The sequence below is a fragment of the Brevibacillus sp. FSL K6-2834 genome (assembly GCF_038592925.1).
GTDB classification, from domain to species: domain Bacteria; phylum Bacillota; class Bacilli; order Brevibacillales; family Brevibacillaceae; genus Brevibacillus; species Brevibacillus borstelensis.
The window spans coordinates 3,671,191-3,692,733 of sequence record NZ_CP151945.1; the positions used below are offsets into that span (position 1 = coordinate 3,671,191).

Sequence of the window (21,543 nt, forward strand, 5' to 3'; positions counted from 1 at the left end):
CTTATTGACACCGCTGTGCATTTGCTCTTCAATAAGGATAAGAAGATTTCAGAGATGCCCCTACTACCATCGTAGCGGATACAAAGGGAGACGAAAGCCATGACCATGAAGAAAGCATTGACCATCGCAGGCTCTGACACAAGCGGCGGAGCAGGTATTCAGGCGGACTTGAAAACCTTTCAGGAGCTGGGCGTATTCGGGATGACTGCCTTGACTGTTATCGTCGCGCAGGATCCGCATAATTCCTGGTTCCACGAAGTGTTCCCGATCGACCTGAACACCCTGGAAAAGCAGATCGAGACGGTCCTCTCCGGGATCGGTGTCGATGCGGTAAAAACCGGCATGCTCGGAACAACGGATCTGATCGAGCTGGCTGCCAAAAAAATCGAACAGTATCAACTGAAAAACGTAGTCGTTGACCCTGTCCTGGTCTGCAAAGGGGCAGACGAGGTGCTCCATCCGGAAAATGCGGACTGCTTGCGTGACGTTCTGGTGCCGCGTGCGACCGTCGTCACACCTAACCTGTATGAAGCAGGGGCTTTGTCCCAGATGGGCGCGCTCAAGACTGTCGACGACATGAAGGAAGCCGCCAAGCGGATTCACGACAAAGGCGCGGCCTATGTTTTGGTCAAGGGCGGCGGCAAGCTGCAGCATGAAAAAGCAATCGATGTGCTCTATGATGGCAGTACATTCGACATCCTCGAAGGCGAACGCATCGATACCACCTATACGCACGGAGCAGGCTGCACGTATTCCGCGGCGATCTGCGCCGAATTGGCAAAAGGACAATCGGTTCGCGATGCCGTTAACGTAGCGAAGCAGTTTATCACGGAAGCGATCCGCCACTCCTTCAAGCTGAACGAATACGTTGGTCCGACCAATCATGGAGCGTATCGCAAGCTGCAAAAAGCGTAAGTGTTGGACTAGCTATATAAATAAAGGCAATAGCAAAAACTCCCGGCCTCCTCTATATAAGGAAGCCGGGAGTTTTTCTGTTGTTATGCTTTCTTTTTGAAAGCCAGGTTTGCGTTTGGAGCGGGAGCTGTTGATGTTCCCTTGCTTCGGAGCGAACTGATCGTAAATACGACCAATGCGCTCCAGATAAAGCCAAAGCTGATCAAATGGGTCTGGGTAAACGGTTCATGGAACAAGAAAATGGCCATCAGCAGCGTGATAGTTGGCGATAGGTATTGAACGAAGCCGACCATTGACAAAGGCAATCGCTTCGCTGCCTGGGCAAACCAATACAGCGGCAGGGCTGTCGCAACCCCAGCCAAGGTCAGCAAGACTATTTGCCAAGCTTCCAGTGAAAGGGCGGTTTCCTGTCCGTTTACCTGAAGTGCAAGCACGTAGGCAAGAGCGATCGGGGCCACAAACAATGTCTCCCAGGCGAGACTCATCATGGGCTCGAGTTTGACGGTTTTTTTCGCCAATCCATACAGGGCAAACGTGAGCGCGAGCAAAATAGCTACCCACGGAACCTTTCCGTAATGGAAAGTCATGACGGAAACCCCTATCGCCGCAAGTACGATAGCGATCCATTGCCCCAGGCGCATGCGCTCTTTAAGGAACAAAACCCCGAACAATACACTCAGCAGCGGATTTATGTAATAGCCCAGGCTCGTTTCCATCACATGGCCGATGTTGACTGCCCATATATAGATCAGCCAGTTGCCGCTGATAATTAACGAGCTCAGCACCAAAGCGATCCACGTTTTCGCTTCCGTTACCGACGATTTCAAATAGCGCAGTTTTTTTGTCACAAACAGCAGGGCTACGACAAACACCGCTGACCAGATAATCCGGTGAGCCAATATCTCCCAGGCTCCCATCTTCTCGAAAACCTTCCAGTACAGCGGCAGCATTCCCCACATAAAATAGGCCCCGATTGCGTACAAGACTCCTTGTTTCATCCACACCTGCCCCCATTTGTTTCTGTTTCGTTCTCCTCGCTCATTCTCTTCAGTGTAAACGATAGAAGAGCAACTTATCTATCTATGTACATTCTTTATAGGAAGCTCAAAAAGGAGATCAACCCTTCATTGCGCTACCATGGTAACTAAGCAGTTTATTACCTAATTATCACGATAAAGCATGGTATAAAATTTTATTGTATCAAGTTTGCTTCTATAGTACAATAGGTCCCATCAATTATTTGTTTAGTCAGAAGAAAGGAAGTTTACTAATGTCATACTGGAAATGCGTGATTCTCGTTCTCGCGGGAGCTGTCAGCTACGGAATCCTCTCTATTATCATGAAAGCAGCCTTCCACGCAGGATTTTCCCCCTATGAAATGAGCAGCAGCCAATTAATCTTTGGCGGTCTCATCATGATCGCGGTCGCCTTCTTTTTATCCAGGGAACGCTTTCGCTGGCGTTATGTGTTCATTTTGCTGCCTGTCAGCGTGATGATGGCCGCGACCAGCTTTCTGTATCATCAATCGGTCAGTCAAGTGTCCGCGTCGCTCGCCATCGTCCTGTTGTTTCAATTTACATGGATTGGCGTGATGATCGAAGCGATCGCAGACCGGAAATGGCCGACTCGTGAAAAATGGCTGTCTCTTGTTCTGCTCGGCATCGGGACGGTGCTTGCCAGCGGACTCGGCATAGACAGCCTGAAGAGCGTCAGTCTGTACGGACTCGTGACTGGACTGCTCTCAGGCGCCACCTTTGCGATGGTCATCTTTTTCAGCGGGCGGCTCGTCCCTGACATGAATCCTTATTTGCGCAGCGCCATTTCCATCAGTTTGGCAGCCATTCTGCTTTCGTTGGTGTACCCCCCTGCCTTCCTGATCAATGGCAGGCTTTTGGACGGCCTGCTTCCGTACGCTCTGCTGGTCGCCTGCTTTGGATCGGTCATCCCGATTCTTTGCCTTGCGATCGGGGTTCCTCGTCTGGGCAATGGCGTAGCGACGATTCTCAGTGCAATCGAATTGCCTACGGTCGTCCTCTTGTCCAGCTTCGTTCTCCATGAGCAGGTGTCCGGACTGCGATGGGCCGGCGTCACGCTGATCATGCTCGCGATCATCGTCCCGCAAATCAGATTGAAGCAAGCGCGTTCGACCACAGCCATTTTGAGCGAGAAAAGCATGTAATCCCAGCAAAAAAAAGCCCAGTGGCTGTCCAATTGGACAAACACTGGGCTTTTTTGCTGTTTGACAAATGGGGCGATCGATGGGAATCGAACCCACGAGTGCCGGAGCCACAATCCGGTGCGTTAACCACTTCGCCACGACCGCCATAAATGAAAAAGAGCGGGTGATGGGAATCGAACCCACGCGACCAGCTTGGAAGGCTGGGGTTCTACCATTGAACTACACCCGCACGATCTTGCTTCTATTTATAGTAGCCAACTATTCGAGAAAAAAACAAAGATGGTCGGGAAGACAGGATTTGAACCTGCGACCTCTTGGTCCCGAACCAAGCGCTCTACCAAGCTGAGCCACTTCCCGATGCAAAATGAATCATGCCTTTCGCAAAAGGCTATCAGATCAACCGAGGTACCTCCCCTTGCTGGGGGGATAAATGGCGTGCCCTGAGAGATTCGAACTCCCGACCTTTTGATTCGTAGTCAAACGCTCTATCCAGCTGAGCTAAGGGCACATATATATGGAGCGGACGACGGGGCTCGCTTCCATTGGCAATACCTCGTCGAGTATCCTTCTTTGCGCAGCCAAATCTGAAGTACCCGAGCAATTCTTCGTGTTTTACCACGAGGGTAAACCCGGCACGGGTGAGAGACCTCATACGCATCATGGAGCGGACGACGGGGCTCGAACCCGCGACCTTCGCCTTGGCAAGGCGACGCTCTACCAATTGAGCTACGTCCGCATATGGTGCGGTCGAGAGGACTTGAACCTCCACGGTGTTGCCACCACTAGAACCTGAATCTAGCGCGTCTGCCAATTCCGCCACGACCGCATGAGTTATGGTGACCCGTAGGGGATTCGAACCCCTGTATGACAGCGTGAAAGGCTGCTGTGTTAAACCGCTTCACCAACGGGCCATTTTAAGCAAGATGGCGGATGGAGTGGGATTTGAACCCACGAGACGAGTCATCCCCGTCTACACGATTTCCAATCGTGCTCCTTCGGCCACTCGGACATCCATCCAGTACCAAATCACATTGTGTTTGTCCGTTTTGACACAAATGACTATATCATAAAACAAGAGTTATTTCAATACCTTCTTTTTCCCTTCCACTTCTCGCATGTTTGACAGCCATCTGTACGCGATTTCTCATCTGATGCGAATTTCTCTAGACAAAGGCAAGGCAGTCGGATATTTTTCACAATTCGAAATTGCACGTTCAGGTACACAACTTGGTAACAGATCGGACTTTTTTTCGTCACATGTCCGACGTTTTTCTTTGCCTGATTCTGGTACGCTATTTTGTGGTCAAGGAGGGAGAGTAACCAGTGGAAATACACATACGTACCGACGCGGGAATCGCCGCCAGACTAAACAAAGAGATCGTCAGGCACGGCATTTCCAAATACTACGTTCGCCCGCTCGAACAAGATCAGGTGGAGTTTGTTTTTCTGTCACTGTCTGAGCATCAGCAAAAGCTTCTGTCGTACACGCTGAAAAAATACAGCTACATTGCATCCATGATCCGGTAAGTCGATCGCATCCAATGTGTACCCGCCTCATTCTTTCGATCTAAATGCTCAATGCGCAAATTTTTCCTCGAAACGGCCCTACATCGCAACAGCCACAGCACCATACCGCAAAATATCTTCCGATGACACCATCGCCAGTTGATTCAGAAATTCAATTTGAAAACTGCCAGGGCCTTTTTCCTCTGTTTTTTCCGCGGCAAGCTCGGCTGCAACCCCGTAGCTGACCAGAGCCGCTGCTCCTGCTGTCAAGAGGGTTTGTTCAACGGAAGCGAAAGCGCCGATCACCGAAGTCAACAGACACCCCGTCCCGGTAACCTTTGTCAAAATGGGATGACCGTTCTTGATAAGATACGCGGCAGTGCCATCCGTAATGATATCTTCCCGTCCGGTGATGACCACGTGCGTTTTCCAATGCAGCGCGGCCTTTTTCGCCAGCGCGACAATATCCCCATTGCTTTCCCCTGCATCCACACCCTTGATGGTCCAGTTTTCTCCGATGACATGGGCAATCTCGGCCGCATTGCCTCTCAGCAAAGAAACGTTGACCTCCTGCAGAATGCGTCTGGCTGTCTCTGTCCGGTACGAAGTCGCGCCAGCCCCCACAGGGTCGAAAATAACCGGCACCTGCTGCTGATTGGCTGCCTTCCCGGCAATAATCATAGCTTCTACTTCCGGCTGATTCAGCGTACCGATGTTCAACACGAGCGCCCCGGCAAGTCTGGCCATGTCTGCCACCTCTTCGCGGGCATATGCCATGACAGGCGAAGCCCCCAGAGCAAGCAATCCGTTGGCTGTAAAATTGGTGACCACCACGTTTGTGATATTATGCACGAGTGGCTTCTTCTCTCGTACTCGTTCTAATGTTCGGGCAATATCATGCAAGCTGATCATGTTTTCCTTCACTCCTGTTTCCAAAACGTAAGAAGGCAGCATGTACGCTGTTTCATACATGCCGCCTTGAATTTTGTTTTAGGCGATTCGCACCACTTTCGCTTTTTCCGTATCCGGGAGGAACGACAAATCGACATGACCTCTGGCCAGTTCCATCCCGATATCTTCCGCCAGAAGGAGTGCTTCTTCGCGGAATGTCGGCGTACAGCTGCCTTCATTCAGTTCGCATAGCCGCTTCAGCCGTTTGAGTCGCTCAGCAGTTTTTTCCGCCCTCATGACTTCGTTTTTCAGATCACATACGTTGATATGTACGGCATCTGCAACCATGCTGACATCATTCACATGGACAATCAGACGCTTGCCTTCCTGGGTGACAAAGCCAAGCGAACAAAACTGTGCATCAGACATTTCAAGCCGCGTCAGAACCGCATTGGTGAACTCTTCACCGGTCCGCAGGCGAATCAAGCCCGCCTCGACAGCACCGCCCACCTTACGTTCATTTGCCACCACCGTGTACATGTCTGTATAACCATTGATTTGATAACGCATGGCACCCTCCCGCAAAAAGGACTAGCAAAGCAATCGCAAACGTTTCATAACTGAGATCAATTATCATTACCATCGTATAATGAAAATCATTATCTGTCAACGATGAGAATGATTTTTATTGGCAATTGAATGCTTCATTTGCTCCGGTAATTTTATCGTTTCCTATTAAATAGATGTCGAAGGCAGTTCTCGCCGCTGACTGCATTTCCTTGCAGACAGTTTTCCCTCTCCTCTGTTAAGGTATTCGCCTACCGATGACACGTTCTGGGGCACTTGCCCAGATTGCTGGTACATGTCTATTTGTTACGTTTACGGCTGTGGATTGAAAAGTTGCAGTATCCCCAGCCAAAAAAAGACCCGGGGATAACCCTCGGGTCTTTTCGCTTGGCAACAGGAGGCCCTCCTGTCGCTTGTCGGATCCAGATTGAAAATGGATATTTTTATCATTTTCGTCAAAACTCATCGGTGGCTTGTCGAAACGCCCCGGACAGGTCCATGGACGTTCTCTTCTTCCTCCGTCGTTCCTTTTCCAATCGTCCAGTTAATCACCCTGCTGGCGATCAAGACCGCCAAAATGGTGTACAGCACCTCTTTGACCGGCAAATACAGGAACGACAGGCTAAGCACCATGCAGTCCAACAGGAGAAAGATCGTCCCGATCGACAGACCGGTATATTTGCTGAGCAGGACAGACATGATGTCATCCCCGCCCGTAGCAGCGCCGAAGCGCAGAACAATCCCTGTTGCCAGGCCAGTCAACACCCCGGAAAGCAGGGAGGCGACCGGCATATAGTCACTCAAATTGATTACGATAGGCGAAAATCGTTCAAACAATTCATAAAAGCCTGAAAAGGCAAGCGACGCAAGTATGGTGTTCCAGATGAACTGGCGTCCTTTCAGCAACCACGCCATGATAAAAAGCGGGATGTCCAGGACGAGCATCGTCGCAGCCGGCGGGAGATTAAAGCCGTACTTGGCCAAAAGCGCCAAGCCTACGAATCCGCCCTCCGACAAGTGGTTTTGGAAGTTGATATGGTAATACGCAAATGCCAATAAACAAGATCCGAACAAAATCAAACTAAGCTGTGCAAACTGTTGTCGTAACGGTTTTGCTCTCCTCATCATTAATTCCTCGCAATGTCATCGGTTTTGGCTTGAGCGCCCAACCGACCACTGAGGAACTTCTGACATACAGACAGCGTTCCATACGTATTTCCTCACTTTCGCAGCAGGTTGAGTCGCCCTAGTGACGATCGACATGCTGCGACGCTATGTGTAGGAGAGATCATAACGTTTCCATACGCTCCTATACGGAACCATTGGTATCCTGATCCTTTCCGTTTTTGAGATGTCTTTATTGTATCACAAAAAATGGAACTCTCCGAATCCGGCTATTCCGCATAGACCTTCAAAAACGGCCGTTTTTTCGTTTTTTTGCAAATGGCTCCTCGGCAAGATCAGGATTTTGCAATGAACCGATAGGGTTTGCTCTGTTTCCCTCGCTTTTTTGCACTCATGAGCAAAAGGAGCGGCGCATCTCCTCTGCCCGCCTGTCCTGCAGCCAACAGGAAACCTGATGCTCCGGACCAAGGCTCGTCGATTGGGGCGAAAAATGATGGCACACCCGCATCACATAGGGACAGCGAGGGGCAAAAGAGCATCCACCCATCAGCCTGGTCACATCGGGCGGAGACCCCGGGATCGGCACCAGCGGCTCGGAGCGGTCCGCGTCCAGACGGGGCATCGATTGCAGCAATCCCTTCGTGTAGGGATGCTGCGGCCTCGTGAATATCTCATGGACAGGCCCGATCTCGACGATTTCTCCCGTATACATGACGGCAACTCGCTGGGCCATATTGGCCACGACTCCCAAATCATGCGTGATCAGGATGATAGACGTCCCTGTCTGCTTCTGCAGTCCGCGCATCAGGTCGAGAATTTGCGCCTGAATGGTGACATCCAGAGCCGTTGTCGGTTCATCGGCGATCAGCACCTTCGGTCGACAGGCGAGCGCGATGGCGATGACGACTCGTTGTCGCATTCCTCCGGAAAATTGATGGGGATAGGCATCGATCCGCTCGGCTGCCTGCGGAATCCCGACCATCTCCAGCATCTGAATCGCCTTTTGCTTTGCCTCCGACTTCGTCAACTTTTCATGCTTGGCCAACCCCTCCATGATTTGGCGGCCGATTTTCATCGTCGGATTGAGCGATGTCATCGGGTCCTGAAAGACCATGGAGATCTCTTTGCCCCGCAGCTTTTGCAGCTCGCGCGGCGAAAAGGACAGCACATCCTGATTGTCATAGCGGATGGCGCCCTCCGTTATTTTGGCAGTTTGGGCCGGCAGCATCCGCATCAGGCTTTTCGCTGTCACTGATTTGCCTGAACCGGATTCTCCCACGATCGCCAGCGTCTCCCCTTTTTGCAGCGCAAAGCTGACTCCCCTGACGGCTTTGACCACCCGGTTCTGGGAATGAAACGAGACGTGCAAATTGTCTACGGACAAGATCGGTTCGTACATGGTTTGTCTCCCTTCTATTCCGGCTATTTTTTCATGCGCGGGTCAAGCGCGTCCCTCAGTCCGTCAGCCAACAGGTTGAAGCTGATCATCAAGGCGCTGATCACAATGCCCGGGAAAACGAGCTTGTAGGTGAAATAACGCATGGACACGTACCCGTCCTGGATAAGGACGCCCAGCGATGCAAGCGGAGGCTGCAAGCCCAGCCCGATAAAGCTGAGAAACGCTTCGAAAAAGATGGCAGTCGGAATCGTAAACATCAGTGTGACCAGGATCGGGCCGACCGCGTTTGGCAAAAGATGCTTGACGATCAATCGGGAGTTGGAAGCGCCAAGGGCCCGGGAAGCGAGCACAAATTCCTGCGCCTTGATCTGCATCATCTGCCCGCGTACGACACGGGCCATTCCGACCCAGCCGGTCACGATCATAGCCAAGACGATGGAGAAAATCCCCGGATCAAGGATCAAGATGAACAAAATAATCACGATCAAGTTTGGTATGCCTACGAGCACTTCGATGATGCGCTGCATTACATTGTCGATCTTTCCGCCGTAAAAGGCAGAGATTCCGCCGTAGGCCACTCCGATGAACAAATCAAGCAGTGCCGCCAAAAGGGCGATGGTAAGCGATATTTGCGTCCCCTTCCAGACACGCGTCCAGAGGTCTCGCCCGAATTCATCCGTTCCGAACCAAAAGTGCTCGGTGATTCCTCTTGCCTCGTATTGATCGATTCCTTTGGCATCCTTCCCGTCAAAACCGAGCCATTCCAGGCCAGCTACCTTGGGCGGCAGGTTGGAAAACGTCAGATTTTGTTCGTCGTAGGGTCGTCCAGACAACTGCGGTCCGATCAATGCCAAGAGTGTGATCAGGACGATGATGCACATCGCAATAACGGTTCCCCTGTTTTGCAGCAGCCGTCTCCAGGCATCCTTCCAAACAGAAACGGTCTGGCCCGATACCTGCTCTTGCAACCGAGAGTCAAGCGGTTCATGGACGAACAGGTCATCCGTGACTTCGGCAGGCGGAAAGACAGACGAATGGCTATGTACTTGCGACACCAGAGTCGATTCGTTTTTTCCCAGTTCAGCACTCATTTCGCCTTCGCTCCTCTCACGCTGATTCTCGGATCAAGCAGACCATACAGGATGTCCACCACGAAAACCATCAGGATAAAGAGCAAGCTGTAAAAAAGCGTAATCCCCATAATTACGCTGTAATCATTGACGACGATGGACAGCGTAAATTGCTCGCCCAGACCCGGAACAGAGAAGATCTTCTCGATCACAAGCGTCCCTGTCATAATGTTGACGGCGAGCGGTCCGAGCATCGTCACGACGGGAATCAAGGCGTTTCGCAGGACGTGTTTTACGATTACACCCGTCTCGGACAAGCCTTTGGCCCGGGCAGTCATGACGTAATCCTGACTGATCACGTCCAGCATTTCCGTCCGAATGAACCTGGCGACGGTAGCGATTACCGTAACCGAAAGCGCAAGAGTCGGCAAAATGGTGTACTCGTACCCCTTCCACAGAGCCGGCGGCAACAAGCCCCATTTCAATCCCAGGTAATACTGCAAAAGAGCGGCAAAGACAAAGGAGGGGATCGACATCCCCAACACAGCCAGCGTAACCGAGGTGTAGTCCCAGATGCTGTTATGCCGGAGCGCTGAGACACCCCCGAGCCCAAGCCCGACAAACGTCCCCACGATCAGCGCCTGAAATCCGATCAGCGCCGATGGACCGATCCGCTCAAAGATCACCTCGTTTACACTTCTGCCCATAAATTTAAATGACATGCCCAAATCGCCTTGGACCAGATTGGCCAAATAGCGAACGTACTGAATGGCAACCGGCTGATCCAGTCCGTATTTGGCCTTCATGTTTTCCAACTGCTGCTCATTCAACCGGTCGGCATTGGTGAAAGGTGTGCCGGGGAGCGTCTTCATTAAAAAGAAAGTAGCAGTTGCAATGATAAACAGCGTCACCAGCATGTATCCAACCCGTTTCAGCAAATAAGCTCCCATTTGTTCACCCCATCTTCAGTCTGGCTGTCCGCTTCGCAAAAAATCGGAAAACGGGAGGGTTATGCTCTCCCGTGATTTACAGGTGAAAAGAGGATACGCAAATGCGATCCTCTTTTTTTGGTCATTGGATAATGATACCGTCAATTACTGCCCTGCAATATCCACCCACATGTAGTTGTACCTCGGCGCTGTTGGCAGAACGACGTAATCCTTCACCGTCGGCCGCTGCAATACTGCAAGCCCTTCCTGATAAACAGGCGCGACAGCCACGTCCTGATCAAGCAGCATCTTCTCCAGCTCCAGCATCATCTGGAAGCGCTTGGACATATCGGTCTCCATCTTGGCCTGTTTTACCATTTCGTCGTACTTTGCATTTGAGTATTTCATCCGGTTGGCTGAGCCGCCTGTCACCCACATGTCAATGTAGGTCATCGGATCGCTGTAGTCCGGTCCCCAGCTTGAAAGCGAGATGTCGTAATTGACCGCCTTTTCGAGCTCAAGCCGTTGGTTGGTCGGTACTGATTTCAGCTCAAGCGTAAAGCCGGGGAGATTTTTCTCCAGTTGGTTCTTTAAGTATTCGCCCACTTTTTTCTGCGTATCTGTATCGGCAAGGTTAAGCGCTACCTTCACTTCGCTCAGCCCTGTTTCCTGCAATCCTTTTTTCCAGAATTCCTGTGCCTGCTCTACCGTCCCTTTGTTGATATCGCCATTGAGCTGTCGGAAATCCTTTCCTTCGGGCGAGAAGAAGAATCCACCGGGAACCATGCCATATAGCGGGGTAGCACCGTCGTTTAAAATGACATCCGTGAGTCCCTGTTTATCCCAGGCCAGGTTGATTGCCCGGCGAATGTTCACATTGCCCAGTGCAGGATGCGTATGATTGAAGCGCAAGAAACGGATAGACGGGTCCTTGATCGTCAGGAAGCCCTCTTTGTCCCTGTACTGATCCACGAAGGAAGAAGTCAGCTCCACCCGGTCGATTTGACCCGATTCATACAGAGTCAATGCCGTAGAGACATCCTTTACGACATAGGCGTCGATTTGATCCAGCTTGACCTTGTCTTTATCCCAATAGTTCGGGTTTTTCTCGTACTTCCAGCCCTGATCGTGCTTCCATTCCGTCAGCATGAAGGGGCCGTTGTACAGCACCGTGTCGAATTCCAGGCCGTATTTCTCCTTTTTGCTCTCGACGAACTCCTTCTTCTGCGGGAAGAATGTCGGGAAGGAAAGAAGCTGATTCAACAGCGGGTTGGGGTACTCCAGCTTGACTTCCAGCGTGCGGTCATCCAATGCCTTTACACCGAGATCCTCCGGCTTCTTTTCTCCTTTGAGAATCGCAGTAGAATTGAGGACCGCTGCTGTCTCGAACATAAAGCTGTAGTGGCCGGCCGCCTGAAATACCTTTTTCCAGGCGAACTCAAAGTCATGTGCGGTTACCGGCTCGCCATTGTTCCATTTGGCATTTTCGCGAATCTTGAAGGTATGTACCAGACCGTCCGGGGACATATCGTGCTTCTCCGCCATCGCCAAATACGGCTGGCTGTTCGCGTCTCTGCGATACAAGCCCTCCATCGTGTTGTTCACGACCGCGAACGAGACATCTTCGTGTACTTGAGCGGTATCCAGCGTCGGAATCTCGTCCGAGTCATAAATCCGCAGTACCTTTTTCCCCGCGGTTGGCTCAGCGGTTTGATTGCCGTTATTTGGCGCCGGTGTCTGCGTATTTGTCTGTTCGGAGTTGAAATTGCATCCGGCCACAGTAAACGCCATCAACAACGCGATGACTAAGGATAAGCCTTTCTTTTTTCGTCTCATAGTGCCCCCCATTGTTCGATTTGATGGACGTTCCATCTTTTGGTAGGATATACTAGAGATAAAATACAACTTTTTGGAATTGTCAGTCAAGTTATTTTCAGGAAATACAGTAATATTTTACATGCGCTGAATCTATTCAGCTTGCCTACATCTTTTTTTATAAGGAGAGATCGCATGTCGACTGCAAATTGGTCTTCCGGATGGCAAATGGCGTCGCTGATTGCAGGTCCTCCCCTCTTTGCTCTGGCATTTGGCTTTTTCTCTCCCTCCCCGCTGTCGCTTGGCGGATACGCAGACGGCCTCTGCTACGCTTCTCTTCTGCTGCTGATGGCATGGGGCGTGCTTTTCGTCATCCAGGGGCAATTTTTTACCGCCTTCTGGATCAGTTGCAAGCGTTTTTTTGCTTCTTGGCGGAGGCAGGAATCATACATTCGTAAGGTCGAAGGCGGGCAGAACGAAGGGATGTATGAGCTAACCGGACAGGACGACGTGTCGTTTCACCCGCGACTGATCCCCCACGGTCCGTTTTTTTGGGCGGGAGCCGGCTATTTTGCGGTCAGTTTTATTTTTTCGCTTCTTTTCATAAAATAGGAGATCTATCTTGCTCATTTGGAATATTTTCAAACAGGAGATACGACGAATACAATCAGGACCAATTCCGGAAGAAAGGAAAATCTGACAGCGAAGGCTGGACAGAGACGCAAGGAGGATCAATTCCTCTGCTCTCGATACATTCGAAAGATTTCCGCGGCGTACAGGAGGAAAAACAGGCCCAGACAGAGCGGCCACAAATCAGGGGCAGTGATGTACAAAAGAAACGGGAGAGCACCGTCCCCGATTAACCGGATGCTTCTGAACCTGGGATTGACACGCGAAAGAATTGCCCCTGCAAGCAGTATCAACCAACCGATCAGCAAAAAAAGACTTCATTGGTAGGCTTCCCTCTCTTCAGCTAAAATCATTGATATAAGTATACGGCTTCGCTTTTGGAAAATAAAGGGATTGGGGGCATTTATGAATGGGTCTGTTTTCCAGGTTTTTTTCTCGACACAAGTGCCTGGTGCATATAGCGGTCGGCACCGAAGCGTATGCCAAAGCCGCGGCAAAATTGCAGGCTCACGGCATCAGCTACCGGACAAAATCGCCAAATGACATCAATCATTTGGGTTTGGATACTTCTAGTGTAATGTTCCCCCGTACCGACCGCACCACTACCTATGAAATTTTTGTCCGTCCGGAGGATGAGCATAAGGCGCAAAAAGCGATCCATAGCGGGCAATGATTGGAAATGCAAATGGATCACCTCTCCCGGCACAAGTTCCGGGTGCGGGTATGCTGTTGATCGGATCGCTTCTCCGCAAATAGAATCCGCTTAGATTAGCTTAGCGTACCGTAATCGTATACCCAAGCTCGGGTTGCTCGATGGTGAATGGACCTCTTTCTCCTTCACTTTCTCCGCTCCTTTGCTCCACCTCCACGATGATCGGATGAATCGCGGCCGGACGGTTGGTCGGAAACCAGGAACGTCCTTGCTTTACGAGCACCAATACCCCACGCCGATCACCGAAAAAGCGAAATGTATCGCTTTCCGCTTCAAATTCGCTGCCCAAAACGGAAAGCTTCTCGGCAAAGGCAGCTACATCCGGGACCGGCATTCCAATCTCCTGAATGCGCAGCCACCCTCCTTCGGCTCCCTCTTCCTCAAAGGAAAGCACTTCTACAATATTTCCTTCCGGGTCTTCGAAATATATCTGGCTTCCTTTCCAGATCACTGAAGTCATCCGTTCCTCTCCATCCCGGTCTCGCAGCAAGCCTTGGTGCTTTTTTATTCGTTGAAGGCACGCTTCAAAATGCGGCTTGGCAATCGCAAACGCATAATGATAGAAAGCGGGCTCCGCCGACTCGGAAAAACGCAGGAGCGAGCTGCCTGCCTTTACTGCAAACGATGCGGAGTCTTCCGACGTTAATGGAAGCCTGAGCACTTCGGTATAAAACCTCTTCATGTCTGAAAGCTTGCTGGTCACGACTGAAAGCACATGAAAATTCATAATATCCTCCTCCATGAAACTTCACTCACTGACTACGCGAGCGGACAGCTTTCGACTATTCGGGCGGACAACTCACCACCCCGAGAAAAAAAGCCCCTATCTCCAAGAAGGAATTGCAATGGATTTGAAGAATACTCTGACAACTTGTCAAACTATGGGAGGCGCACGAATGGCACGAGTCGTTTTGTTTGAATTAAACAGCCAAGACCCTGAAAAAGCAGCAGCGTTCTATTCATCCGTATTTGATTGGAAAATTGCAGAACCTCACTGGGACTATCGCGAAGTCACGACTGGCTCCGATACCAAGCCCGGAATTCATGGCGGCATTGCACTCGGTCCAAGCGATTATCCGCACGGGACACGGGTTGTCATCGAGGTGGACTCGCTGGACGATACACTGGCCAAGGCGGTAGAGAGCGGAGCCAAAATAGTCCGGGATAAAATGGAGTTCGACGAGTTTTACCTGGCTTATCTGGCAGACCCTGTTGGCTTGGGAATCGGGTTGATTCAGTATAAATAACGGCAGCAAGCAAACTATGGGCGAGGAGTCTGCCGATTTAACGCAGGCGTTCTATATACTTATTAAATCAATAAGTATGTTATTCTCCAATCATTAGCAATCCCCTTTAAAACGGCACCATTTTTTTGTCCCTGAATCTGGGAAGTCCAAAGCTTAGGAAACTTTTCTCTTGTTCATGTAAGAAAACCTGACATATAATTGACTCAAATTCGTCAGGTGGTGAACAGCATGTCTTCTATTACCGTAAGAAAAGCAACCGAACACGACTTGCCCGTCCTATTGGAAATATACAATCACGTCGTACGGACTTCTCCTGCCACGTTCGACCTGGTGGAACAGACGCTCGAGCAGCGAAAGAAATGGTTCCAAAAATACGACGAGCAGCACCCCTTGCTGGTGGCAGTAGAAAACGGATCGGTAGTAGGATATGCGTCGCTTGGCACGTTTCGGGAGAAGCCCGCGTACAACCAGACAGCGGAATCTTCTGTCTACGTTCATCATGATCATCATGGAAAGGGAATCGGAGGGCTGTTGATGACAAAGCTTATCGCGGCGGCGAAAGAACTTGGCTACCACGCGCTGGTCGCCGGAATCACCGGAGGCAATGAATCCAGCGCTCAGCTTCACGTCAAGTTTGGGTTTCAGCCAGTGGGGGTTTTTCGTCAGGTGGGGTACAAATTCGGGGAATACCACGATGTGGCGTTTTATCAATTGCTTCTCGAATAAGTGATCGGTTCATGGATGGATGGAGAGACGGGACCGACTGGGTTCTCATTGGGTTGCCTCAGCAAAATACCACCACCCTAACTTGTTCTGTTTAGATACCAAGCGAGAGCTGCCTCATCGATCTGTCGCACAAGTCCGCTTTTGCCGTCTGCGTACGCCTGGCTGTCATAGCGGAATTTTTTGGCAAGCTCTTCCTTGAGGCTCGCATAAGCAGCCATTGCATCGGGGTGGCTGCTTACGTAATCGCGGAAGGCAAGATGCCTGTGGATATCGGGATGGCCTTGCTGGTACATATGGACGTGGTGTGTTCGCTGGTCGCCTCCTTTTTGAAAGTAGCGGCGGCCAGGCAACCCGTTCTCCCCTTTGGGCTCATATCCGGCCATTCGCATGGAGTCGTTATACAGATGGATCCGCTCAATGTCTTTTACGACCGGCATGATGTCAATGATCGGCTTTGCCTTCATTCCTCTGATCGAAGTGCTGCCGATGTGATGGATCGCGACCAGTTCTTCGGAGAATATGCCCTGCAAAAGCTCCTTCTCTTTTTCAAACAATGCCGCCCACTCTTCGTCATAGGGCAGGACTTCAATCTGTCTCATAACGGTTTCCCCTTTGCCTAATGCAGAACTAGTCACGCAGCAGCTCACTCAATTTATCTAAACATTTTTCAAATACGGCAATCTCGTCAGGATCCAATTGCAGGCGAAGCTGTTGATAAAATTCATGATGCATTTCCTCATGGATGCGATATGCCACTTTCCCTTTTTCCGTCAGCGAGACCATCACCGCTCTGGAATCTGTCGGGTGTGTCGTCCTTGTAACCAGCGCCTTGGCTTCCAGGCGCGTCACGAGCTGGGTCACGGCACCTTTTGTCACACCGAGGCGGGACGCAAGCGCACTCATTAGGATGCCGCCCTCACAGCCGATGGCGTCGATTGTATGAATTTCGCTCGGCGTCAGCACGCCCGCTTCCCCAAACGTTCGAGGCTGCCGCTCCAGTCGTTGAAGCTGCAAAATGACGCGCCCCAGTTTTTGACTGCCTGTATTCATTTTTTCGGGTGGGAAAATTTGCTGTTCTCTCATACCCATACTTTAGTTTCTAAACCATACCGTGTCAAGGCGCCCGTTTTGGGTCAAACAGAATGGTTTGTCTCTTGCTTTTGGCTTCCCTTGGTTTTCCGGTCCAAAAATAAGCCGTATCCAAATACCGCAATGCTCAAAACAAAAATAGCGACGTTGATTCCGAACACGCTTGTAAATGCACCCATCGCCTGTGCTTTTTCATCGAAGGACACTCCATTCATGAACCCGAGGCCCAGTGCCGCACCGAAAACCATCCCGACATTTCGCATCAGGGCAACCATTCCGCCAATCGTACCCACGTAGTGGGAAGCGACATTTTTCATAATGAAGCTGTTGTTCGGGGACGTTACCAGCCCCATGCCAAAGCCTGTCAACGCAAGCGTCAGGACAATCTCCAGCATGGACAGCTGCTCCAGCCACAGCGTCAGGATCAAAGAACCTCCGCCCATGCCGCATAAGCCGAGAAACTGGAACAGCCGGGAGCCGTACCGATCCGAGAGTGCCCCCGCAAACGGCCCTGCAGCCGCAAGTATGAGAGGATAAGCGGCCATGATGTACCCCACTTCAAGAGGAACGATTCCAACCAACCCGGTCAAGTAAAACGGCAAGACGACCAAAATCGTGTTGGCGAGCAAAAAAGAGCTTCCCGTGATGAACAGGCCGGATGTCACCGCGGCGTTTTTGAATACCGGCAGGGGCAAAAACGGGTGAGCCTGCCTTTTCTCCCACCAGAGCAGAAGTACCAGCGCGGCAAGAGCTGCGGCAAATAACGAAACAAGCCCCAGCGATCCCCAGCCCCACACCTGGCCCTGGGTTACGCCCAAGATGACGATGCCGATGACGGCGGTAAAGAGAACCGCCCCCATGCCGTCAAAAGTGCCCGGCTTTCTCTCCGGTTCCTGGTTCGGAATGCTGCGAAAGGCAAGCCAAGTCGCAAAGAGGATAATGGGAACGTGAATCAGGAACAGCCACTGCCAGCTCAGCCATTGAGCGATCATGCCTCCCGCAATGGGACCGCTCATCCCTCCAAGCGCTACAGCCGTACTGACAATTCCGAGCGAGCGGCCTCTCCGCTCCTTTGGCATATACATAGTGATCAACGCGATATTTGTCGCCTGGAACATCGAAGCTCCGGCCGCTTGCAACACTCTCAGCAGCAGCAGGATGGCCACATTCGGCGAAAAGGCGATCAAAACCGAGCTTATCGTAAAGCAAACATAGCCGAGATTATGAATGCGGCGTTGGCCATAGCGGTCGCCAAGCTTTCCCATCACGGGCAAAAGCGAAGCGACAGCCAGCAAATACCCGGTCGTGATCCACTGAACAGTGCCAATTCCCGCATGGAAGGTTTCCGTCAAACGAGGGAGCGACACGTTGACGATCCCTGCTGTGAAATGTGACACGAATGCTCCGAGACAAATGGCCATAAGCATGTAAAAAAGGTTTCGGCTTGAGCCTTCTTTTTTCTTGATTATTTCCGTTTTCATTTCGCCGTTTCACCGACCTACCATACAGTATAGATACTAAACAAATTATGCAAAAAAATATTCCTGGACCATTCTCTCCTCATCCATATTGTTTGTTGTCGCCAGGGATATGCCAAATTTTTCTATTCATTAGTTTAGACACTATACTATCTGTTGTCAATGTGTTTTCTTTCGACCTTCCTCAATCACATAAGGAAGAAACAGTGCGAAGCTTAATTGCCTTCGCACTGTTTGCTTTTCCTAGCATATCGCTTGCCTTTCCGAGCACGTCTTTTGCTTCTTCTCCGAGCATGACGTTATGGTTCTTTCTTCTGCCATAACGCTATGTTTCTGTTTCCTCGATTCCATCACGCCTTTGGCTTGCAGCCTCGTCGCCTTTTACCGCAAAACCGAACCCTCCCGTCCATTTTCTTCCTCTCTCCGATAGCGGAGGATCGGATTGCGGGCTGCCTTCGCCTCATCCAGCCTGTTCACCACAGTTGTGTGCGGCGCTTCCTGTACGGTCTCCGGGCTACTCTCAATCTCCTCGCATATCCGGATGAGCGTCTGGATAAACTGGTCCAGCGTCTCCTTGCTTTCGGTCTCGGTCGGCTCGATCATCATCGCTTCTTCGATGTTCAGCGGAAAGTAGATTGTCGGCGGGTGATAGCCGAAATCGAGCAGCCGCTTGGCGATGTCCAGCGTCCGCACCCCTTTTTTCCTGAGCTGCCTTGCTGACAGGACAAATTCGTGCATGCACGTCCTGTCGTAGGGCAGCTCGATGTGCGGCTGCAGTTTTCTCATCATATAGTTGGCGTTTAGTACCGCGTTTTCGGTCACCAGCTTCAGTCCATCCGGTCCCATCGTGCGCATATACGCATAAGCCCTGACCAGAATGCCGAAATTTCCGTAGAACCCCTTGACCTTTCCGATCGACTGCGGCTTGTCTGCATTCAACCGGTAGCGGTCCTGGTCCCGCTCTACGATCGGTACGGGCAGAAACGGAATCAGTTCCTTTTTGACGCCGACGGGTCCCGCCCCCGGCCCTCCGCCGCCATGGGGGGTGGTAAAGGTTTTGTGCAGGTTCAGGTGCACCACGTCGAATCCCATGTCTCCCGGACGGGCATAGCCGAGGATGGCGTTGGAATTGGCTCCGTCGTAGTAAAGCAGTCCCCCTGCCTCATGGACGATGCGGGCAATCTCCAGAATGTTTCGGTCGAACAGACCGAGCGTAGACGGATTGGTCAGCATCAGGGCGGCGGTATCCGGCCCTACCGCTTGCCGGAGCGATTCGAGATCGACCTCGCCGTACTCGTTGGAGGCAATCGTGACACTCTCAAACCCGGCGACGGCAGCCGAGGCAGGATTTGTACCGTGGGATACGTCCGGTATCAGCACCTTGGTCCGCTTTTCCCCGCGCGACTCATGATAGGCCCGGATCATCAGCAGGCCTGCCCATTCTCCCTGAGCTCCCGAAGCCGGCTGCAGCGAGACCTGGTCCATCCCCGTGATGGCCTCCAACTCCTTTTGCAAATGGTACATCAGCTCCAGCGCCCCTTGCACGGTCTCCTCCGGCTGGTACGGATGAATGGACGCAAATCCGCTCAGCTTGGACACTTTTTCATTTCGCTTCGGGTTGTACTTCATCGTGCAGGAGCCAAGCGGGATAAAACCATTGTCAACTCCGTGGTTTCGGCGGGACAGAGCCGTATAATGCCGGACGACATCCAGTTCGCTCACTTCCGGCAGCTCGGCCCGCTTCGCTCTGATGTAGGGCAAAGGCAGAATGTCCTCCACAGAAAGCTCCGGCACATCGAGCTTTGGCAAGCTATAGGCGCTCCGGCCTGGCCGGGACCATTCAAAAATAAGCGGCTGATCTTTTTCCTGTCTCATAGCACAGCCTCCAATCGCTCGGCTAATGTATCGATCTCCTCTTTCGTCCTCGCCTCCGTAAAGGCAAGCAGAACGCTGTTTTCGTATCTGGGGTAGTCTTTCGCCAGCTCGTATCCGCCGATGATTCCGTGCTCAAGAAGCTTTTTGTTCACTGCCGCAGGAGATGCCGGCAGCTTGAACGCACATTCGTGAAAAACGGCTGTCGAAAACAATCGCTCCACTCCTTTGATGGAGGTGAGACGCTCAATCGCGTACTGCGTTTTCAGCATGCACTGTCTCGCTACTTCGCAGAGCCCCTGCTTGCCCATATAGCTGAGGTAGACGGTCGCTGCCAAAGCATTGAGCGCCTGGTTGGAGCAGACGTTGGAGGTCGCCTTTTCCCGGCGGATATGCTGCTCTCTGGCCTGCAGGGTAAGGACGAAAGCGCGTCTGCCGTCGAGGTCCGTGGTCTGCCCGATGATCCGGCCCGGCATCCGCCGAACAAGCGCCCGGGTGGTCGCCAAAATGCCGAGATAAGGCCCGCCAAATGACAGCGGATTTCCAAGCGGCTGTCCCTCCGCCACGACGATGTCTGCTCCAAAGGAACCCGGCGGCTCCAAAATTCCCATCGCAATCGGATTGACGACCGCGATAAACAGCGCCCCGCAATGACGCGTGAGAGCAGCCAGCTCTTCCAGCGGTTCCACGCAGCCGAAAAAATTCGGATACTGGACGATACATCCGGCGATGTCGTCACCCATCCGGTCTCCCAGCTCGTCCAAATCTGTCAGCCCATCCCCCATGCCAATTTCCACGATCTCCAGCCGTTGGCCGTAAGCGTATGTTTTCAGGACTTCCCGGTATTCCGGATGAACCGCCCTGGAGACGAGCAATTTGGTTCGCTTGGTCGCCGCACAAGCCATCATCCCCGCTTCTGCCATCGCTGTCGGACCGTCGTATAGAGAAGCATTGGATACTTCCATTCCGGTCAATTCGCAAATCATCGTCTGGTACTCAAAAATCGCCTGCAGGATGCCCTGCGAGATTTCCGGCTGGTAAGGCGTATATGCCGTGTAAAATTCCGAGCGGCCGACGATGGCTTCAACCACTGCCGGAATCGCGTGCTCATAAGCGCCGGCTCCCAAAAACGAGACATATTCTTCGGTATTTTTGTTTCTGGCGGCCATCCGTCCAAACTGTCTGGTCAGCTCCAGCTCCGACCAAGCCGGCGGTATCTGGATCGGCTCCTGCAGCCTGATCTCGGCAGGAATTTGGTCAAACAGTTCTTCTGTCTGCTGCAAACCCAAAACCGCCAGCATTTCTTTGCGCTCTGTCTCTGTATGGGGCAAATACCCGAACGACTTCAAAAAAAGACCTCCCCTACCCATTGCTTTTTTGTTCACGATTTTGC

The 21,543-nt window shown here is 51.7% G+C and carries 21 protein-coding genes and 8 tRNA genes; 7 read left to right on the plus strand and 22 right to left on the minus strand.

The window, feature by feature from the left end; translation table 11 throughout:
- The first annotated feature begins 99 nt into the window (after window positions 1–99).
- The gene (gene pdxK, locus NST96_RS18195) at window positions 100–915 is read left to right on the plus strand and encodes a pyridoxine/pyridoxal/pyridoxamine kinase (protein ID WP_003386352.1); all 816 of its coding nucleotides are present in this window, start codon (window positions 100–102) and stop codon (window positions 913–915) included.
- 83 nt (window positions 916–998) lie between these two features.
- On the opposite strand, the gene rarD is transcribed toward pdxK, so the two are convergent.
- Window positions 999–1,913, minus strand: a complete 915-nt coding sequence (gene rarD / locus NST96_RS18200; RefSeq protein ID WP_031932788.1) for an EamA family transporter RarD — start codon at window positions 1,911–1,913, stop codon at window positions 999–1,001.
- Window positions 1,914–2,185: 272 nt separating this feature from the next.
- Between rarD and NST96_RS18205 the strand changes: the two genes are divergently transcribed.
- The gene (locus NST96_RS18205) at window positions 2,186–3,094 is read left to right on the plus strand and encodes an EamA family transporter (protein ID WP_003386354.1); all 909 of its coding nucleotides are present in this window, start codon (window positions 2,186–2,188) and stop codon (window positions 3,092–3,094) included.
- Between the two features lie 68 nt (window positions 3,095–3,162).
- Here NST96_RS18205 and NST96_RS18210 read toward each other — a convergent pair.
- From NST96_RS18210 to NST96_RS18245, 8 genes are all read right to left on the minus strand, one after another.
- Window positions 3,163–3,238: transfer RNA gene (locus tag NST96_RS18210), tRNA-His, on the minus strand.
- A gap of 14 nt (window positions 3,239–3,252) precedes the next feature.
- Window positions 3,253–3,323: transfer RNA gene (locus tag NST96_RS18215), tRNA-Gly, on the minus strand.
- Window positions 3,324–3,374: 51 nt separating this feature from the next.
- Window positions 3,375–3,451, minus strand: a tRNA-Pro gene (locus tag NST96_RS18220).
- A 74-nt stretch (window positions 3,452–3,525) separates the two neighbouring features.
- Window positions 3,526–3,602, minus strand: a tRNA-Arg gene (locus NST96_RS18225).
- Between the two features lie 152 nt (window positions 3,603–3,754).
- A tRNA-Gly gene (locus NST96_RS18230) sits at window positions 3,755–3,830 on the minus strand.
- 3 nt (window positions 3,831–3,833) lie between these two features.
- A tRNA-Leu gene (locus tag NST96_RS18235) sits at window positions 3,834–3,920 on the minus strand.
- Between the two features lie 8 nt (window positions 3,921–3,928).
- Window positions 3,929–4,005: transfer RNA gene (locus tag NST96_RS18240), tRNA-Glu, on the minus strand.
- Between the two features lie 13 nt (window positions 4,006–4,018).
- Window positions 4,019–4,111: transfer RNA gene (locus tag NST96_RS18245), tRNA-Ser, on the minus strand.
- 306 nt (window positions 4,112–4,417) lie between these two features.
- Between NST96_RS18245 and NST96_RS18250 the strand changes: the two genes are divergently transcribed.
- Window positions 4,418–4,621 (plus strand): hypothetical protein, encoded by a 204-nt coding sequence (locus NST96_RS18250; RefSeq protein ID WP_003386355.1) that lies wholly within the window; start codon window positions 4,418–4,420, stop codon window positions 4,619–4,621.
- Window positions 4,622–4,699: 78 nt separating this feature from the next.
- Here NST96_RS18250 and thiM read toward each other — a convergent pair whose 3' ends face one another.
- The 7 genes from thiM to NST96_RS18285 form a co-directional block, all read right to left on the minus strand.
- Window positions 4,700–5,512 carry a hydroxyethylthiazole kinase gene (thiM, locus tag NST96_RS18255; protein WP_024985597.1) on the minus strand — a complete coding sequence of 271 codons (813 nt, stop codon included), beginning with the start codon at window positions 5,510–5,512 and terminating at the stop codon, window positions 4,700–4,702.
- A 78-nt stretch (window positions 5,513–5,590) separates the two neighbouring features.
- Window positions 5,591–6,061: a hypothetical protein gene (locus tag NST96_RS18260; protein ID WP_003386358.1), complete on the minus strand. Its 471-nt coding sequence runs from the start codon at window positions 6,059–6,061 to the stop codon at window positions 5,591–5,593.
- Between the two features lie 459 nt (window positions 6,062–6,520).
- The gene (locus tag NST96_RS18265; protein ID WP_031932787.1) at window positions 6,521–7,186 is read right to left on the minus strand and encodes a YitT family protein; all 666 of its coding nucleotides are present in this window, start codon (window positions 7,184–7,186) and stop codon (window positions 6,521–6,523) included.
- A gap of 388 nt (window positions 7,187–7,574) precedes the next feature.
- Complete coding sequence (locus tag NST96_RS18270) at window positions 7,575–8,582, minus strand: ABC transporter ATP-binding protein (protein WP_003386360.1); 1,008 nt, start codon at window positions 8,580–8,582, stop codon at window positions 7,575–7,577.
- 23 nt (window positions 8,583–8,605) lie between these two features.
- Window positions 8,606–9,673 carry an oligopeptide ABC transporter permease gene (opp3C, locus tag NST96_RS18275; protein WP_341073399.1) on the minus strand — a complete coding sequence of 356 codons (1,068 nt, stop codon included), beginning with the start codon at window positions 9,671–9,673 and terminating at the stop codon, window positions 8,606–8,608.
- Window positions 9,670–10,602 carry an ABC transporter permease gene (locus tag NST96_RS18280; protein ID WP_342404276.1) on the minus strand — a complete coding sequence of 311 codons (933 nt, stop codon included), beginning with the start codon at window positions 10,600–10,602 and terminating at the stop codon, window positions 9,670–9,672. The genes opp3C and NST96_RS18280 overlap by 4 nt, the downstream gene beginning before the upstream one ends.
- A 144-nt stretch (window positions 10,603–10,746) precedes the next feature.
- On the minus strand, window positions 10,747–12,417 hold the full coding sequence (locus NST96_RS18285; protein WP_003386363.1) for a peptide ABC transporter substrate-binding protein: 1,671 nt from the start codon (window positions 12,415–12,417) through the stop codon (window positions 10,747–10,749).
- Between the two features lie 174 nt (window positions 12,418–12,591).
- Here NST96_RS18285 and NST96_RS18290 point away from each other — a divergent pair, with 174 nt between their 5' ends.
- Window positions 12,592–13,008 carry a DUF3899 domain-containing protein gene (locus tag NST96_RS18290; RefSeq protein ID WP_024985601.1) on the plus strand — a complete coding sequence of 139 codons (417 nt, stop codon included), beginning with the start codon at window positions 12,592–12,594 and terminating at the stop codon, window positions 13,006–13,008.
- Window positions 13,009–13,435: 427 nt separating this feature from the next.
- On the plus strand, window positions 13,436–13,699 hold the full coding sequence (locus NST96_RS18295) for a hypothetical protein (RefSeq protein WP_003386367.1): 264 nt from the start codon (window positions 13,436–13,438) through the stop codon (window positions 13,697–13,699).
- Window positions 13,700–13,799: 100 nt separating this feature from the next.
- Here NST96_RS18295 and NST96_RS18300 read toward each other — a convergent pair whose 3' ends face one another.
- Complete coding sequence (locus NST96_RS18300) at window positions 13,800–14,465, minus strand: VOC family protein (RefSeq protein ID WP_003386368.1); 666 nt, start codon at window positions 14,463–14,465, stop codon at window positions 13,800–13,802.
- 169 nt (window positions 14,466–14,634) lie between these two features.
- On the opposite strand from NST96_RS18300, the gene NST96_RS18305 reads away from it, so the two are divergent.
- Together NST96_RS18305 and NST96_RS18310 are read left to right on the plus strand one after the other, a co-directional pair.
- Window positions 14,635–14,985, plus strand: a complete 351-nt coding sequence (locus tag NST96_RS18305) for a VOC family protein (RefSeq protein ID WP_003386369.1) — start codon at window positions 14,635–14,637, stop codon at window positions 14,983–14,985.
- A gap of 228 nt (window positions 14,986–15,213) precedes the next feature.
- Complete coding sequence (locus tag NST96_RS18310; protein WP_003386370.1) at window positions 15,214–15,711, plus strand: GNAT family N-acetyltransferase; 498 nt, start codon at window positions 15,214–15,216, stop codon at window positions 15,709–15,711.
- Between the two features lie 77 nt (window positions 15,712–15,788).
- Here NST96_RS18310 and NST96_RS18315 read toward each other — a convergent pair whose 3' ends face one another.
- From NST96_RS18315 to gcvPA, 5 genes are all read right to left on the minus strand, one after another.
- Window positions 15,789–16,310, minus strand: a complete 522-nt coding sequence (locus NST96_RS18315; protein ID WP_024985606.1) for a GrpB family protein — start codon at window positions 16,308–16,310, stop codon at window positions 15,789–15,791.
- 28 nt (window positions 16,311–16,338) lie between these two features.
- Window positions 16,339–16,794, minus strand: a complete 456-nt coding sequence (locus tag NST96_RS18320; protein WP_003386372.1) for a MarR family transcriptional regulator — start codon at window positions 16,792–16,794, stop codon at window positions 16,339–16,341.
- Between the two features lie 50 nt (window positions 16,795–16,844).
- Window positions 16,845–18,281: an MFS transporter gene (locus tag NST96_RS18325; RefSeq protein WP_003386374.1), complete on the minus strand. Its 1,437-nt coding sequence runs from the start codon at window positions 18,279–18,281 to the stop codon at window positions 16,845–16,847.
- A gap of 378 nt (window positions 18,282–18,659) precedes the next feature.
- Window positions 18,660–20,153 carry an aminomethyl-transferring glycine dehydrogenase subunit GcvPB gene (gene gcvPB, locus NST96_RS18330; RefSeq protein WP_031932781.1) on the minus strand — a complete coding sequence of 498 codons (1,494 nt, stop codon included), beginning with the start codon at window positions 20,151–20,153 and terminating at the stop codon, window positions 18,660–18,662.
- Window positions 20,150–21,520: an aminomethyl-transferring glycine dehydrogenase subunit GcvPA gene (gene gcvPA, locus NST96_RS18335; protein WP_342406545.1), complete on the minus strand. Its 1,371-nt coding sequence runs from the start codon at window positions 21,518–21,520 to the stop codon at window positions 20,150–20,152. The genes gcvPB and gcvPA overlap by 4 nt, the downstream gene beginning before the upstream one ends.
- Window positions 21,521–21,543 lie beyond the last annotated feature (23 nt).